Origin of the sequence: Pseudomonas sp. H9 (assembly GCF_004353925.1) — a bacterium.
Lineage (GTDB): Bacteria > Pseudomonadota > Gammaproteobacteria > Pseudomonadales > Pseudomonadaceae > Aquipseudomonas.
Map to the genome: position 1 here is coordinate 69,764 of NZ_SMOK01000008.1, position 15,777 is coordinate 85,540.

Here is a 15,777-nt window from a genome sequence, read left to right on the forward strand (position 1 = left end):
GCCGCGTGGGCAGAGCAAGTTTCAGCTTAGCAGCGTGCTGATGGCCTGCCGTTCCGTCTGGCGCCCGGCTGCAGCGGCCTATCCGAGGGTCGGTTCGTTGCTGATGCCGTGTGGTACATGCCCGGTTGCGACCACACTGCGCGCCCGCTCGCAATGCCCGGCCTGGTCATCGAAGAACACATCGGCGGCGAACGCTTCCAGAAACGCTGACTTATCCAGGCCACCCAGAAACAACGATTCATCCAGGCGAACATCCCATTCACGCAGTGTGCGAATCACCCGCTCATGCGCCGGTGCCGAGCGTGCGGTGACCAGCGCCGTGCGGATCGGGCAGGTGCCTTCAGGGAACTCCTTCTGCAACACATTCAACGCGGCGAGAAATGGCTTGAATGGCCCACCCCGCAAAGGCTCACGCGCAGACTGACGCTCACTGGCCTGAAATGCCTCCAGGCCACCCAGCTGATACACCCGCTCTGACTCATCAGAGAACAGCACTGCATCGCCGTCGAAGGCGATACGCAGTTCATCACTGGCGGCTCGCTGCGCCCCACCGGATAGAATGGTCGCCGCCGCAAATCCAGCATCCAGTGCGCTGCGTACATCGTCGGCATCGGTGGACAGGAACAGATGGCAACCAAAAGCCGACAGATAGGGATATGGGCTACGCCCACCGACAAAGGCTGCGCGCAAGATTTCCAAGCCATGATGCTCAATCGAATTGAACACCCGCAGGCCGGTGTCGGCACTGTTGCGCGACACCAGGACCACCTCGACCCGGGGCTTGCCGAGGTGGGCATTGAGGCCCAGCAGTTTTTGCACCAACGGGAACGCATCACCCGGTGCCAGCACTTCGTCCTCGTGCTCGATCTGATACTGGCGGTAGGCCTCGACCCCCTGCGCCAGATAAATCCGATGACTCTCGCTAAGGTCAAACAACGCCCGCGAAGAAATCGCAACGACCAACTTATCCCCAAGACTCTTGCTCATTACGTGCTCCTGTAGGAGCGGGCTTGCCCCGCGCTGCCTCACTGGCGATTATGCAGATCAATAAACGTCAACGCCTGATACAACATCTCGATGCGCGGCAAACTGCACCCTGCTCGTCGTGCCTGCGCCAATGGCTCAGCGTAGATCGCCGCCAGCTCCAGTGGGCGCTGGTGCGTGAAGTCGTGGTACATGCTCGGCCAGTAATCCGGCATTTTTTCCGTCACCGCGAACAGGTGCTCTGCATAGCCTTCGGGTAGCTCATGACCACAACTGCGCGCGCCCTCAACCACTTCAGCCATCAGCGCCTGAATCAGGTCCCGGCTATGTGTATCGGCCATCAGCGGCGTTGTGCTGGCCCTGAGCAGCACCGACAAACCGTTATACGGCACATTCCACACCAGCTTTTGCCAGCGCGCCTGCTCCAGGTTATTCATGGCCTGCGCCTCTATACCCGCGGTGCGGAACAATTGCGCACCTGCTTCGGTAATGTGCTGACGCCCGGCGGCATCCAGCGCCGGGCCGCTGTCGTAACCCAGGTTCACGGCGCCCAACGCCTGATGCTGGATCACCCCCGGCGCCTCGCGGTTGACACAGATAAAGCACAGACCACCGAGCAGATGCAGATGATCGTCCAGTAGCGGCCGCAGTTGCTGCTCAACACCCAGTCCGTTTTGCAGCAACACCACCTTGCAACCGCGGGCTGCAGCCTGATTGATCACCGGCGCCAGGTCGATATTGCTGGTGGTCTTGGCACCCACCAGCAACCAGTCGCAGCGTGGCATGTCGGCAACATCGGCGTAGGCCTGCACCGGCATCTGCAGAGTGCCGTGCAAGGCACTTTCAACCCGCACACCGTGACGGCTTACCGCCTCGAACTCACTGCGCAAGAGAAAATGCACGTCGAACCCTGCCCGGGCCAGCATCAGACCGTAGAAGCCGCCAATGGCGCCGGTTCCGATGATGCCAATACGTGGATTGCTGGTGCTCATCTGTTCTCCTGAAGCCTTCACTTTTTTTACTCAAATTTTTTATACGTAAAACAACCGTTTTGCGCAGCCTCACTATACTGAGGCGAACAAGGTCAAAAAATCGACACGGAGTCGATCATGCGTGGTTACTTGCCTCACCCGGACGATATCCCGGTCGAACTGGCCCTACGCCCGTCGCCCAGCTTGTTCCGTCAGCGTTTGCACACTATCAGCCTGGGCGGAATCGCCTGCAACCACCCCCGTGCCTACCGCCGCGGCATGGCCGTCGAAATGATCATCCCCTCCCTTGGCGAGTCGGCGCGTTACCCCGGTTACATCGCCTGGTGCCAGAAACAACAGCAAGGATACCGGGTCGGCATCGCCTTCATTGATGAGCAGGCGCTGTTTGGCGCCAGAATGTGTGAGCAGATTTGCCAGATCCAGCACCTCTACCAGCAACAGACACTGGATGAAGCCACCCCGCCTGACCTCGATGCCCTCGCCCGGCAATGGGTCAGCCTGCATGCCGGCGAGTTCTCTGAAGCCAACCTTGAAGCTACCCATACCCGACAGATTCTCATTTAGGGCTAAAAACCTTGCACAGATGGGCTTTCACCCGCAGGAAAGCGGGCGCTACCCATTGTCGAACAACGGTGTAACGCGCTAAGGTTCCGCTCCCCGCTGCGTTCAATCTTGCTGCTCCGCCGCACGGGGATCGCTGGCGGCCGGCACCCGTGACCTGACGAGTAACACGATGGCTGATTTACCGATCGATGACCTAAACGTTGCCTCCAACGAGACCTTGATCACCCCCGATCAGCTCAAGAAGGAAATCCCCCTGAGCGCCACTGCGCTCAAGACCGTGACAGCGGGCCGTGAAGTGGTGCGCAATATCCTCGACGGCAAGGATCATCGCCTGTTCGTGGTGATCGGTCCCTGCTCGATCCATGACATCAAAGCCGCCCATGAGTACGCCGAGCGTCTCAAGACCCTGGCCGTCGAAGTATCCGACACCCTGTACCTGGTCATGCGCGTGTACTTCGAGAAGCCACGCACCACGGTCGGCTGGAAAGGCCTGATCAACGACCCGTACCTCGACGACTCGTTCAAGATTCAAGACGGCTTGCACATTGGTCGCCAACTGCTGCTGGACCTGGCGGAAATGGGCCTGCCAACGGCGACCGAAGCCCTCGACCCGATTTCGCCGCAATACCTGCAAGACCTGATCAGCTGGTCGGCGATCGGCGCACGGACCACCGAATCCCAGACTCACCGTGAAATGGCCTCTGGCCTGTCTTCGGCAGTAGGCTTCAAGAACGGTACCGATGGCGGCCTGACAGTCGCGATCAACGCCCTGCAGTCGGTTTCCAGCCCGCATCGTTTCCTCGGGATCAACCAGGAAGGCGGCGTATCGATCGTCACCACCAAAGGCAACGCCTACGGTCACGTTGTACTGCGCGGTGGTAATGGCAAACCGAACTACGATTCCGTCAGTGTTGCTCTGTGTGAACAGGCGCTGACCAAGGCCAAGATCAAACCGAACATCATGGTCGACTGCAGCCACGCCAACTCCAACAAGGATCCGGCCCTGCAGCCATTGGTGATGGAAAACGTTGCCAACCAGATCCTCGAAGGCAACCAGTCGATCATCGGCCTGATGGTGGAAAGTCACCTGAACTGGGGCTGCCAGGCAATTCCGAAAGACCTCAACGACCTGCAGTACGGTGTATCGATCACCGACGCCTGCATTGACTGGGATGCTACCGAGAAGACCCTGCGCAGCATGCACGCCAAGCTCAAGGACGTACTGCCCAAGCGCAATCGCGCCTAACTGGAAGATAGATGGGGCAGGTTCGCTGTAGGAGCGGGCTTGCCCCGCAATGCGACGTTACTGATAAAGATCAGATCGCAGGACAAGCCCGCCCCTACCAGAAATCGCGATTCTCAGGCCTTGGTGGAGTGCCGCTGCTGGCGCTCCATGTAACGTTCCACGTACGAGCATGACGGAATCACGGTGTAGCCCATGTCTTCTGCGTACTGCAACGCCTTTTCGGTCAATGCCGCAGCAATACCCCGGCCCCGCAACGCATTGGGAACAAATGTGCGGTAGATATCCAGGGTTTGCTTACCCAGGTCCATGTAGGTCAGGTAAGCACGATGACCGTCCACACTGGTCTCGAATTGATGACCAGCCTGGTCATGGTGGATGGACAACGCCTCGCTCATCACTACTCCTCGCGGGTCTTTTGATCTGACCCCTACCTTACCGATGTTTGTCCGGCGAAGGAACCTCTACGCCACCCCGTGCCCGTTTGGACAGCAAGAACAGCTTGGTCGTTCTCTGGCTAAAGAGCACGTACAAATAGTAGGCGCCCAGTGCCCGGATGCTCAAGGTGTCTGGTCGCAAATTTCCCGCACTTTCAGCCAGCGATCCAGGCTGCGCGCGGCGGCCTGAACAGTTGCCGGATGTTGTAGTGCTATGACGTTGGATGACACTTTAAGTCACCGTTAGTTCAACAAAAAAACACACTTGCTACACTTGAATACAGCCGCCGCGGCGGCGCCTTCCACAGTTTTTTTACAAAGGCTGTGTAGGTCCCGGGACAGGCGTATTTTTTTGCAGTTCTTGCGCTCTGTCAGTTTACTTACTACAAGTAATGGGTACTATGTACACCGGCTAGTTTCTCTTTGCTGAGAGATGGCTATTTAATAGAAAGTCCTTGAAGGGGAACACGATGAACAACGTTCTGAAATTTTCTGCTCTGGCTCTGGCCGCAGTTCTGGCTACCGGTTGCAGCAGCGTCTCCAAAGAAACCGAAGCTCGTCTGACCGCTACTGAAGACGCAGCTGCTCGTGCACAAGCTCGCGCTGACGAAGCCTACCGCAAAGCTGACGACGCTCTGGCTGCTGCTCAAAAAGCACAACAGACCGCTGACGAAGCTAACGAGCGCGCTCTGCGTATGCTGGACAAAGCCAGCCGTAAGTAATTATCCCTCGGGATTTTTATTTGGAGCCGACCCACTTGTGGGTCGGCTTTTTTATGCGCGCTTTACGGGGTTTCGGAAGTATTGACTGTGGTTCTGACGCTGTGAACTGTGAGTTTATCCATTTGATGTAGTGCCTGTGCCGGCCCCTTCCACCCTTACGGCATTGCTCCCATGAGGACCGCGCTAACGAGCCCTCCATGGCCCGAAGCGCTTGCAAAGCAAAGCAACAGACCGCCGTAATTATGGCTATCAAAGATAACGCCAGTGCAGGCGCTGCCCGTAACTTTGCGACTTTAGGAGGCCGCGCGGGCCTGGAAGGCGCCGGAGCCGAGGGGACCCGGAGCGAAGCGCAGGGTCGAATGAAGGGGCCAGCACAGCCACTACATCAAATGGATAAGCTCACTTCGTTACCCACAAGAAAGTAACCCACAGAAACGACAAGGCCTGCACAATGGCAGGCCTCGACTACATCAATCCAGCGAAAGCCGACTACAGATCCAGCGGTACGCTTGAAACCATAGGTTGCTGCTGACCTGTGGTCGGCACGGCGATTTCTACCGGCATACCGTCTTCAGCGGCCACCACATCACGCACCATGTCCCAGTTCATACGCAGGTTGTTCGCCAGGTCTTCACGCTTGAGCAACGCGTTGATCACTGCGGTGTGCTTGTCGACTACCGATGGGTCGCCTTTGTCGTCCAGCGGCGTGTGCGCCTCAAGATAGACCTTGCCAGCACTCAAGCCAAACTTGTAAGGCTCGTTGATGATGCGCACCGAAACACCGACCGGGGCCATCTTGGCCAGTTCCAGTACGTTGTTGTTGAACATACGGAAGCAACCATGGCTGGTACGCATGCCAATGCCGAACTTTTTGTTCGAACCATGAATCAGGTAACCCGGTACACCCAAGGTGAACTTGAACGGGCCCAGTGGGTTATCGGGACCTGCAGGTACCACGGTGGGCAGGATGTCACCGTCCGCAGCGTGCTCCTTGCGGATCGAGGCTGGCGGCGTCCAGGTCGGGTTTGGCGTTTTAGCTGTCACCTTGGTATTGGCAATCGGCGACCCCCAACCTTCACGACCGATACCCAGCGGATAGGTATGAACCACGTTCTGCCCTTTCGGGTAGTAGTACATACGGTACTCGGCCAGGTTGATGACGATACCTTCACGCGGGCCTGGCGGCAGGATGAAACGGGTCGGCAGAATGATCTCGGTACCAGCACCCGGCAACCAGGGATCGACACCCGGGTTGGCGGCGATCATTTCCAGGTAGCCCAGGTCATTGGCCGTGCCGATGTCGGCGAAGGTGTCTTCGTACTTGGCCTTGATCACCTGGACCTGGCCAATGACGTCTTCGCCAGGCGGTGGCAGGGGAAACTCCAACGCAGCAGCAGGACCTGCCGCCAGCAGGGCGGCCAGGGACAGGCAACGGGTGACGGCGGGAAAGCGCGGCAACATCCGGGAAATCCTTCGCTAATTCAGTGAGGTCAAGACGACGATTGTACACCGCCCCCAGCACAATCGGGAGTGATCCGGGCGGTTCAAGGCAGGGTAAAGGATGAAAGGCTATTTCCAGCTGTTACAGCTCGGGCCAAACCGGCCGTGTTCCACGGCGCTGGGCATCGAGAATCGCCCGGCACAGCGAACACAGGCGCCGATCACGGTAGATAGCGCGCTCGACGGCTGACCAGCGCGGTTGCGCAGGCAATAGCGTGCCACACAAGGTACGGTCAGCCGAGCCCCCCAGTTCTAACTGGCGGGCGACAAGATGGACGCGGATCTCCTGGCAGGCGAACAGGTCAAGCTGTTCGTCAGGCTCGATCAATTGATAGGCAAACAGGGACCAGGCGGGACGCGGCATCGGGGGCTCCAAATCGGGGGCGCCACATTAGCCGAAAGCCGGTCAGTATAAAAGCGTCAGAGTAGCGGTTTTAGCTGCGGCCAGGCATTTTCCAGCAATCGCGGCTGGGCACTCGGCCGTGGATGGATGCCATCGGCCTGCATCAGCTCGGGCACCCCGCCCACCCCCTCAAGGAAAAACGGCACCAGCGGCACCTGTTTATCACGTTGCAGATCGGAATAGACCTGAGCGAACGCATCGGTGTAACGCTTGCCGTAGTTAGGCGGCAAACGCATGCCCAGCAACAGCACCTTGGCCCCGGCTGCGCGGGACGCGTCGATCATCGAAGCAAGATTTTGTTGCAATTGCTTGGGCGCCTGCCCGCGCAGGCCATCATTGCCACCCAATTCGAGCACCACCAGGGCCGGCTTGTACTCTGAAAGCAGCGCCGGTAGCCGCGCCTGGCCCCCTGCGCTGGTGTCGCCATTGATCGAGGCATTGACCACTTTGGCGTCTATGCCCTCGGTTTCAAGCCGCTGCTCCAGCAAGGCAACCCAACCCGCTTGGCTATCCATGCCGAAACCGGCGCTGATACTATCGCCGACAACCAGCACGGTACCTGCTACTGCACTTTGCGCCAGGCCGATCAAGACCAGGCCAGCACTCAATAACCCTACTCGCATCGGATTCTCCATGGGCCCCAGCATTCTTACTGCGTGCAACCTTAGCAAAGTGGTTCCCAGCGCGGAAGGCGACCTGACCATCCTGCACGAGCTCTCGCTGGAATTGAAACAGGGTGACAGCCTGGCGATTGTCGGTGCTTCAGGGTCGGGAAAATCGACATTGCTCGGCCTGCTGGCCGGCCTGGACCTGCCCAGTGCAGGAACAGTGACCCTGGCCGGGCATGACCTCGGCCCCCTGGACGAAGACCAACGCGCCCGGGTGCGCGCCGAGCATGTGGGGTTCGTGTTCCAGTCTTTTCAACTGCTCGACAGCCTCAATGCCCTGGAAAACGTCATGCTGCCACTGGAGCTGGACGGTCGCCGTGACGCCCGTGAACACGCCCGCAGCCTGCTGGAACGGGTTGGTCTCGGCCAGCGCCTGAGTCACTCACCCAGGCAATTGTCCGGTGGCGAGCAGCAACGCGTTGCCATCGCCCGGGCATTTGCCGCTGAACCGGCCGTGCTGTTCGCTGACGAGCCGACCGGCAACCTCGACAGCCATACCGGCGAGCGCATCAGCGACCTGTTGTTCGAGCTGAACAAGGAACGCGGCACCACCCTGGTGCTGGTGACCCATGACGAACGCCTGGCCCAACGCTGCCGTCGTCTGATCCGCCTGGATGCCGGCCACTTGGTCGCGCCATTGGAGCCCTGATGGCCCGCCTGCCGTTTTTACGCCTGTTCGCCCTGGCGCTACGCCAGCTGCTACGCGACGCCCGTGCCGGTGAGTTGCGAGTGCTGTTTTTTGCCCTGCTGGTCGCGGTGGCTACCAGCACCGCCATCGGCTACTTTGGGGCCCGCCTCAATGGCGCCATGCTGCTGCGGGCAACCGAGTTCCTCGGCGCTGACCTGGTACTGCAAGGCAGCTCCCCTGCCCGCCCCGAGCAAGTGGTCAGTGGCCAATCCGCTGGACTGCAGCATGCCCAGGTCGTCGAATTCTCCAGCGTGATTGCCACCGACAACGGCATCCAGCTCTCCAGTGTCAAAGCCGCCGACAACGCTTATCCGCTGCGTGGCGAGTTGCGCAGCGCCGCTGAACCCTATGCCAGCGAAACCCCCGGAGGCGGTCCGGCACCAGGCGAGGCCTGGGTCGAGCCGCGACTACTGGCGGCCCTGGGCCTGAAGATTGGCGACAGCATCGATGTAGGCATGAAAACCCTGCGCATGAGCCGGGTACTGACCTACGAGCCTGACCGCGCCGGCAATTTCTACAGCCTGACCCCACGCGTATTGATCAACCTGGCCGACCTCGACGCCACCGGCGTGGTACAACCGGGCAGCCGGGTTACCTATCGCGAGCTGTGGCGGGGTGAGCCCGAAGCGTTGGCGCGCTACCGCGACAGCGTCAGCAAAGATCTGGCACCGAACCAGCGCCTGCAAGACTCAAAAGACGGCAACCGGCAGATCGGCGGCGCCCTGGGCAAAGCCGAGCGTTACCTGAACATGGCAAGCCTGGTGGCCGTGCTGCTGGCCGGTGTGGCCGTCGCCCTGTCGGCCAGTCGCTTTGCTGTCCGGCGATTCGACGCCAGTGCCCTGTTACGCTGCCTGGGCCTGTCGCGTCGCCAGGCGCTGAGCCTGTTCTGCCTGCAACTGGCAATCCTCGGCAGCCTGGCCGCCGTCAGTGGTGCCCTGCTCGGCTGGCTGGCACAGCTGGGCCTGTTCAAATTGCTCCAAGGCCTGATGCCTGCCCAGATTCCTCCGGGCGGGCTGGCACCAGCACTGGCCGGGGTTGCCACCGGGCTGGTGGCCCTGGCCGGCTTCGCCCTGCCACCTTTGGCAGCTTTGGGGCGCGTACCCCCTTTGCGGGTACTGCGCCGCGATCTGCTGCCCGTACCACCGAGCAGCTGGCTGGTGTACGGCGCGGCCCTGCTTGCCCTGGGGCTGATCATGTGGCGTTTGAGCCTGGATTTGCTGCTGACCTTTGCCCTGCTCGGCGGCGGTCTGGTGGCGGCGGTGCTACTCGGCGGTCTGCTGTTGCTCGGTTTGCGCAGCCTGCGGCGCCTGTTGGCCGGCTCCCCCCTGGCCTGGCGCCTGGGCCTCGGACAACTGCTGCGCCACCCATTGGCCGCAGCCGGACAGTCCCTGGCCTTTGGCCTGATTCTGTTGGCCATGGCCCTAATTGCCCTGCTGCGCGCTGAACTGCTCGACACCTGGCAGAACCAGCTGCCTAAAGACGCGCCGAACTACTTCGCCCTGAATATCCTGCCCGACGACAAAAACACCTTCGCGCAACGCCTGAACGAATTCTCCGCCGAAGCCGCGCCACTCTATCCAGTCATTCCCGGACGCCTGACGGACATCAACGATCAGCCCGTCAAGCAAATCGTCAGCAAGGAGTCCACGGGCGATCGCGCGGTACAACGCGACCTGAGCCTGACCTGGGCAGCCGAACTGCCTCAGGGTAACGCCCTGAGTGAAGGCGCGTGGTGGCAGGCCAGCCCTGAAGCCAGCAGCGCACTGCCGGGCGTGTCGGTAGAGTCCGAACTGGCGCAAAGCCTCAAGCTCAAACTCGGCGACCGCCTCACTTTCAACATCGGCGGCCAGCAGCGCCAGGCCGTGGTCACCAGCTTGCGCACCGTCAACTGGGACAGCTTCCAGCCCAACTTCTACATGATCTTCCAGCCGGGCACCCTGCAAGACCTGCCCACCACCTACCTGACCAGCTTCTTCCTCGCCCCCGGCCACGATCAGCAAGTAGTAGCCCTGTCACGGGCCTTTCCGGCCGTGACCATCCTCCAGGTCGATGCCTTGCTGGAGCAACTGCGCAGCATCCTCGCCCAGGTCACCCTGGCCGTGGAGTATGTACTGTTGTTTGTGCTGGCTGCGGGCCTGGCCGTGCTGTTCGCCGGTCTGCAGGCCACACTGGACGAGCGTATTCGCCAAGGCGCACTGCTCCGGGCGCTCGGCGCCGGGCGTGCCCTGCTGATCAAGGCACGGCGCATCGAATTCGGGTTGCTGGGCGCCGCCAGCGGCCTGTTGGCAGCCATCGGTTGCGAACTGATCACCCTGCTGTTGTACCGTTACGCCTTCGACCTGAGCTGGAGCCCGCATCCGTGGCTATTGTTGCTGCCGGTGATCGGTGCGCTACTGGTGGGTGGAGCCGGAGTCTATGGCACCCGCCGGGCGCTCAATGCCAGCCCGCTGAAGGTGCTGCGCGAAGGTTGATCGCCAGCGTGTAGTGGTTATGCGGTATCGTTAGACGCCTGAACACTGCTCGCCATACCTGACCAATGAAGGACGACGCTTGGCTACAAACATCATCACCCGAGAAGGTTACGAAGCGCTGAAAAGCGAGCTGGATCATCTCTGGCGCACCTACCGCCCGGAAATTACTGCCAAAGTTGCCTGGGCAGCGTCGCTGGGTGATCGCAGTGAAAACGCCGACTACCAGTACAACAAGAAACTGCTGCGGGAAATCGACAGGCGCGTACGCTACCTGCGTAAACGCCTGGAAGACGCCAAAGTCGTCGACTATTCGCCCGAGCAGGAAGGCAAGGTGTTCTTCGGCGCCTGGGTTGAGGTCGAGAACGACGAAGGCGAAGTGAAGACCTTCAGGATCGTTGGTTACGACGAAATCTATGGGCGCAACGACTACATTTCCATCGACTCACCGATGGCCCGGGCACTGCTGAAGAAAGGCAAGGATGACGAGGTCGTCGTACAAACGCCTAGCGGGGAAACCACTTGGTACATCAACAGTGTCAGCTACAAGCCTGCGGACTCAGCTCAAGCGTGAGCAAACCCCGGCTCAACCGCGGGTGATCAACCCTTGGCGCGCAACGCGGGTCAGGTGACCGATCACCTCAGCGGCGTTTTCGGCGCTGGGGGCCTGGATCACGGCCAGGTCAAAGCGGTCGCTGGCAAACTGGTCGAGGGCGTCGCGGGTGTCAGCGAACTGGATCAGAAAGGCGGTTGCACTGCCCTTGCGCCGAGGCCAGCCGTCAAGGTATCGCAGGAGTGTGGGTTGGTGGCTGCCGCCCAGCAGAATACGCGGCACGCGAGTGGCCTGGCTGGCAGGCAGAGGGGTCAGGCAGACACTGGTACGTGGACAACTCATGGAGTATTTCTCCGCCTCGCAGATCCCGCTGGGCTGCGGTGGGAGGCGTCACCGAACCAGCGTTTTAGCGGTATTCGGTGAACCCCTTCGGGTTCTCCTGCGCCCCGCAAGTAGCTGTTTAAATCGGCGCAAGTCAGCATCCTAGAGAAGCGGCGGGCGGGCTGTCAACTGTGGGAATCTGTAGGAACGGTGTGTTTGACAGATTTTGTTCGTGGGGCTAGCCCGCTCCTACGGACGTTCCAGCGATGCGCGGGCGCGGTCGAAGGCGAGGAAGTATTTGTTGACGCTGTTGACGTAGCTGACCGGGCCCATGCCGACCTGCTCCATGGCAATGCGCTCGGTCTGGAAGAACCACTGGTTGCCATTCAAGCCGCGCCGCCTGGCCTCTGCACGCATGGCCTGCACCCGCTCAGGCCCCAGGTTGTAAGCGGCCAGGGTAAAAGCCATGCGCTCACGCTCATTGAGCTGGTTGCTGGAGAAGAATTTGCGACGGATCAACGCCATGTAACGCGCACTGGCCCGGACATTGCCGTCGACATTACTGATGTTGCTCACTCCCACCCGCTGGGCCGCACTGGAGGTGATCTGCATCAGCCCATGGGTTCCCCCGGCACCTCGGGCCGCAGGATTGAGCGAAGACTCTTTGAAGGCCACGGCAGCCAGGTTCAACCAATCGATATTCTGTTCACTGGCATGACGTTGCAAAACGGGACGCAACGCTTCCAGGCGCTTACGGTCAGTGCGCGCCAATGGATTGTGTACCCGGTACAAGCGCCGATAGATACGCTCGAAGGCGGCGTCCTGGTTTTCCGGCGGTTTGTAGCCCTGCAAAAAACGGTCAACACTGGCGTGCAGCATCACCGCTTCACGACGCACGTACCAGCGCATCGCATCAGGTGCAGCCACTTGCACCTTGCGATCGACACGCAGTTTGGGCATGACCCTGGCCCAACGCTCGGCAATCGGCTGTTCGACCACTGTCAGGTGAAAAATGCCGGCTTGGACCATTTCCAGCACATCTTCCACGGCCAGGGTCGGATCCACCCACTCGACTTTGATCGGGGGCAGTTTGCGCAGCGCCAGCTGCTGATTGATTTCATGCAGGGTGTCACCCGCCGCACTGGCGCTGGTCAGTGCCAGGGTACGCCCGGATAATTGCTCGACGCGCTGGAAACTGCGCTCCCCTTTACGCCCCACCAAGACCATCGGCACGTTGTCCACGACCGGGTCGCTGGCCACCAGGCCACGGGTAGAGGTGGGATCAAGCAGTTCGCCGGGCGCGACCAGATCAGCTTCACCTCGCTGCAAGGCAGCCAGGAGCTGGTCCTTGGCCCGGGGGATAATTTTCAGACGGATTTCCTCGCCGTCGCGAGCCCTGCCGTTGAGGTAATGCTCGAACGCTCGCAAGCGATGGTATTCCACCCCCACCGGCTCGCCCTTGACCTCACCAGAGCTGTTGCGGCTCTGATTGACCAGCACCTTGAGTACCCGGCTGCTACGGATTTGCGCCAGATCGCGGACTTGGGTCTTGCTCACCGTCTGCTGTGGCCCGGGCAGGCGCGCGCTGGCCGGGCCTGCCTGAAGCAGCCCAAGGCTCAGCACGATCAACAAAAACAGCGCTCGGGTCATCCGTACAAAGGTCCGTGCGTGTGTGGTGGGCGCCATAGTGTGCGGTCGTTCCATGACAATTGACCGCAAAAGACCACGACAACTCATTGAAGTTCTTCGATTTATCGAAATTTCCCGAGCTTTGCTATGCTGGCCGGCCACCGGCCTGAGGTAGCACCATGCAACTCATCGACATCGGCGTCAATCTGACCAACCCAAGTTTTGCCGATAAACACCACGCGATTCTGGAGCGTGCCGAGGCGGCCGGTGTACGGCAAATGATGGTCACGGGCACCAGCCTTGAGGGCAGTGAGCAAGCGCTGGAGCTGTGCCTGGCGCTGGATGAGGACGGCCAGAAGTTGTTCAGCACCGCTGGCGTTCACCCCCACGACGCCAGTCAGTGGAGCAGCGATAGTACCCGCCAGCTGCGTGCCCTGCTGGAGCAACCGCGAGTGCGCGCAGTGGGCGAATGCGGGCTGGACTTCAACCGCGACTTTTCGCCTCGCCCGCAACAGGAAAAAGCCCTGGAGGAACAACTGGCGCTAGCAGTCGAATTGCAGATGCCGGTGTTTCTTCACGAACGTGACGCCAGCGAACGCCTGCTGGCGATTCTCAAGGACCACCGCGACCGCCTGCCGGCCGCAGTCGTGCACTGTTTTACCGGCGAGCGCACCGCGCTGTTCGGTTATCTGGACCTGGACCTGCACATTGGCATCACCGGCTGGATCTGCGACGAACGCCGCGGTACCCATCTGCACCCGCTGGTGAGCAGTATTCCTCAGGGCCGCCTGATGCTGGAAAGTGACGCCCCTTACCTGTTGCCACGCAGCCTGCGCCCCAAACCCAAGAACGGCCGCAACGAACCCGCATTCCTCACTGAGGTACTGCGCGAGGTTGCCCTGCACCGTGGCGAGAGCGTTGAGCAACTGGCAGCCCACACCACCGCCTGCGCGCGGGCGTTCTTTAGTCTGCCCGCGATTATTTGACGCATATCAACGCGCATTCACGCTAAGCTCGGCACAATGATGGCACCTTGCCAACAATGTTTCCGCTCAATCAGAGAAGACCTTCCATGGGTGCCTGGCTTAGCAATATCTCCCTGAAATACAAGTTCTGGGCCGTCAACGCGGTGGCCTTTGTCACGACGCTGTTCCTGGTGCTGTATGCCGTACACCTGGAGCAACAAGCCCGGGCTGAGGCGGCTCAGGTCAAAGCCCAGTCCGAAGCGCAATTGTTGAACGCCTGGCCCGCCGACCAGGCCTTGCCCGACAATCCGCTGTGGTTGCAGTACGCCCCGGGTCAAGTGCCGTCTTACGCCAATGAAGACTTCCAGGCCCTGGCCAACGCTCAGGGCTGGGTCGAGCTGCATGGTCTGGCCTTGACTGGCAGCCATCCCGTCAGCGGCGCCCAGGTGATCAGCCGCGACGGTCAACAGATTGCCGTGCTCGCCCCCTCCCCCAGCCTGCTCCAGGTGTTCACCGACCGTTTCACCAACTATGCGGTCTGCGTGCTGATCCTGATGCTGGCGATGCTTTGTGCTTCGCAGTTGTTGATCCGTTTCCTGCTCAGTCAGCTCAACACCCTCAAGGATGTGATGCTGCATGTGGAAAAGACCGGCGACCTCTCGGCCCGGGTGCCGTTGTCGTGTGGTGATGAGGTCGGTCAGATGGCCAGCGCTTTCAACGCCATGCAAACCACCTATCACCGCGTGGTCAACACCGTGGCACGCACCGCCGCGCAACTTGACTCCGGTGCTGCGCGCCTGGCCGCCAGCATGAACGACGTGCGCCACGGCATGCTCGGCCAACAGAGCGAAACCGACCAGGCGGCCACCGCCATCAACGAGATGTCGGCCACCGTCTATCACATTGCCCAACATGCCGGGGCTACACGCGATCTGTCACAAACCGCCGATACCTTGGCGGGCAGCGGCCAGGAAGTGGTCAGCCGCGTACAAACCTCGATTTCCGGGCTGTCCAGTGGTGTGCAGCAAACGGCTGAGATGATTCGCCAACTGGCTGAAGACAGCCAGAAGATCAACGGTGTAGTCGGTGTGATTCACAGCATCGCCGAACAGACCAACCTGCTGGCACTCAACGCCGCAATCGAAGCCGCCCGCGCCGGCGATCTGGGGCGTGGCTTTGCCGTGGTTGCCGATGAAGTACGCAACCTGGCCAAACGTGTGCAGGCCTCCACCGACGAGATCACCACCATGGTCTCGGCACTGCAGGCGGGCACCCGCGATGCCGTGGACTTCATGCAGGAAAGCTCGTTCAAGGCCGATGATTGTGTACAGCAGGCACAGGAAGCCGGCGCCGCACTGGCCGAGATCACCAGCGCGGTGGCACAGATGCGCGAAAGCAACACCCAGATTGCCGTCGCCGCCGAGCAGCAAAGCCAGGTGGCCGAAGAAATGAACCGCGCTGTGGTGAGCATTCGCGACGTGACCGAAGAGACGGTGCAGCAAACCGTTGACTCGGCCACCACCAGCAACGAGCTTGCTACTCTGGCTGGTGAATTGAACAAGGTGATCGGCCAGCTCAAGCTATAGGCACGATAGCCGCCGCTCATTGGCCCCCTGACGGGGGCCGCACTATTCTTCAAA

General features: G+C 60.7%; 16 protein-coding genes. 8 read left to right on the forward strand and 8 right to left on the reverse strand.

Annotated features, from left to right (window positions below; translation table 11 throughout):
• Positions 1-78: 78 nt before the first annotated feature.
• Together E1573_RS06505 and E1573_RS06510 are read right to left on the reverse strand one after the other, a co-directional pair.
• Positions 79-987, reverse strand: a complete 909-nt coding sequence (locus tag E1573_RS06505) for a 5'-nucleotidase (protein ID WP_133211788.1) — start codon at positions 985-987, stop codon at positions 79-81.
• A gap of 38 nt (positions 988-1,025) precedes the next feature.
• Positions 1,026-1,976, reverse strand: a complete 951-nt coding sequence (locus E1573_RS06510; RefSeq protein WP_133211790.1) for a putative 2-dehydropantoate 2-reductase — start codon at positions 1,974-1,976, stop codon at positions 1,026-1,028.
• Between the two features lie 117 nt (positions 1,977-2,093).
• On the opposite strand from E1573_RS06510, the gene E1573_RS06515 reads away from it, so the two are divergent.
• Both E1573_RS06515 and E1573_RS06520 read left to right on the forward strand, forming a co-directional pair.
• Positions 2,094-2,540 carry a PilZ domain-containing protein gene (locus E1573_RS06515; RefSeq protein WP_133211792.1) on the forward strand — a complete coding sequence of 149 codons (447 nt, stop codon included), beginning with the start codon at positions 2,094-2,096 and terminating at the stop codon, positions 2,538-2,540.
• Between the two features lie 169 nt (positions 2,541-2,709).
• Positions 2,710-3,786, forward strand: coding sequence for a 3-deoxy-7-phosphoheptulonate synthase (locus tag E1573_RS06520; protein WP_133211794.1), 1,077 nt, complete (start codon positions 2,710-2,712; stop codon positions 3,784-3,786).
• Between the two features lie 113 nt (positions 3,787-3,899).
• On the opposite strand, the gene E1573_RS06525 is transcribed toward E1573_RS06520, so the two are convergent.
• Positions 3,900-4,181 carry a GNAT family N-acetyltransferase gene (locus tag E1573_RS06525; RefSeq protein WP_028941432.1) on the reverse strand — a complete coding sequence of 94 codons (282 nt, stop codon included), beginning with the start codon at positions 4,179-4,181 and terminating at the stop codon, positions 3,900-3,902.
• A 509-nt stretch (positions 4,182-4,690) separates the two neighbouring features.
• On the opposite strand from E1573_RS06525, the gene oprI reads away from it, so the two are divergent.
• The gene (gene oprI / locus E1573_RS06530; protein ID WP_003259780.1) at positions 4,691-4,942 is read left to right on the forward strand and encodes an outer membrane lipoprotei OprI; all 252 of its coding nucleotides are present in this window, start codon (positions 4,691-4,693) and stop codon (positions 4,940-4,942) included.
• 489 nt (positions 4,943-5,431) lie between these two features.
• Here oprI and E1573_RS06535 read toward each other — a convergent pair whose 3' ends face one another.
• The 3 genes from E1573_RS06535 to E1573_RS06545 all read right to left on the reverse strand — a co-directional run bounded on the left by E1573_RS06535 (position 5,432) and on the right by E1573_RS06545 (position 7,468).
• Positions 5,432-6,403 carry a L,D-transpeptidase family protein gene (locus E1573_RS06535; RefSeq protein ID WP_133211796.1) on the reverse strand — a complete coding sequence of 324 codons (972 nt, stop codon included), beginning with the start codon at positions 6,401-6,403 and terminating at the stop codon, positions 5,432-5,434.
• A gap of 121 nt (positions 6,404-6,524) precedes the next feature.
• On the reverse strand, positions 6,525-6,806 hold the full coding sequence (locus E1573_RS06540; protein ID WP_133211798.1) for a hypothetical protein: 282 nt from the start codon (positions 6,804-6,806) through the stop codon (positions 6,525-6,527).
• A gap of 56 nt (positions 6,807-6,862) precedes the next feature.
• Positions 6,863-7,468, reverse strand: a complete 606-nt coding sequence (locus E1573_RS06545) for an arylesterase (RefSeq protein ID WP_165957299.1) — start codon at positions 7,466-7,468, stop codon at positions 6,863-6,865.
• 10 nt (positions 7,469-7,478) lie between these two features.
• Here E1573_RS06545 and E1573_RS06550 point away from each other — a divergent pair, with 10 nt between their 5' ends.
• The 3 genes from E1573_RS06550 to greB all read left to right on the forward strand — a co-directional run bounded on the left by E1573_RS06550 (position 7,479) and on the right by greB (position 11,243).
• Positions 7,479-8,162: an ABC transporter ATP-binding protein gene (locus tag E1573_RS06550; protein ID WP_133211802.1), complete on the forward strand. Its 684-nt coding sequence runs from the start codon at positions 7,479-7,481 to the stop codon at positions 8,160-8,162.
• Positions 8,162-10,672 carry an ABC transporter permease gene (locus tag E1573_RS06555; RefSeq protein WP_133211804.1) on the forward strand — a complete coding sequence of 837 codons (2,511 nt, stop codon included), beginning with the start codon at positions 8,162-8,164 and terminating at the stop codon, positions 10,670-10,672. The genes E1573_RS06550 and E1573_RS06555 overlap by 1 nt, the downstream gene beginning before the upstream one ends.
• A gap of 79 nt (positions 10,673-10,751) precedes the next feature.
• Entirely contained in the window at positions 10,752-11,243 is a 492-nt protein-coding gene (gene greB, locus E1573_RS06560; protein WP_133211806.1) for a transcription elongation factor GreB, read from the forward strand.
• Between the two features lie 12 nt (positions 11,244-11,255).
• Here greB and E1573_RS06565 read toward each other — a convergent pair whose 3' ends face one another.
• On the reverse strand, positions 11,256-11,564 hold the full coding sequence (locus E1573_RS06565) for a hypothetical protein (protein ID WP_133211808.1): 309 nt from the start codon (positions 11,562-11,564) through the stop codon (positions 11,256-11,258).
• 228 nt (positions 11,565-11,792) lie between these two features.
• Positions 11,793-13,193, reverse strand: a complete 1,401-nt coding sequence (locus E1573_RS06570; RefSeq protein WP_133211962.1) for a transglycosylase SLT domain-containing protein — start codon at positions 13,191-13,193, stop codon at positions 11,793-11,795.
• Between the two features lie 158 nt (positions 13,194-13,351).
• On the opposite strand from E1573_RS06570, the gene E1573_RS06575 reads away from it, so the two are divergent.
• Together E1573_RS06575 and E1573_RS06580 are read left to right on the forward strand one after the other, a co-directional pair.
• Entirely contained in the window at positions 13,352-14,158 is an 807-nt protein-coding gene (locus E1573_RS06575) for a TatD family hydrolase (protein WP_133211810.1), read from the forward strand.
• Between the two features lie 86 nt (positions 14,159-14,244).
• Positions 14,245-15,723 carry a methyl-accepting chemotaxis protein gene (locus E1573_RS06580; protein WP_133211812.1) on the forward strand — a complete coding sequence of 493 codons (1,479 nt, stop codon included), beginning with the start codon at positions 14,245-14,247 and terminating at the stop codon, positions 15,721-15,723.
• Positions 15,724-15,777 lie beyond the last annotated feature (54 nt).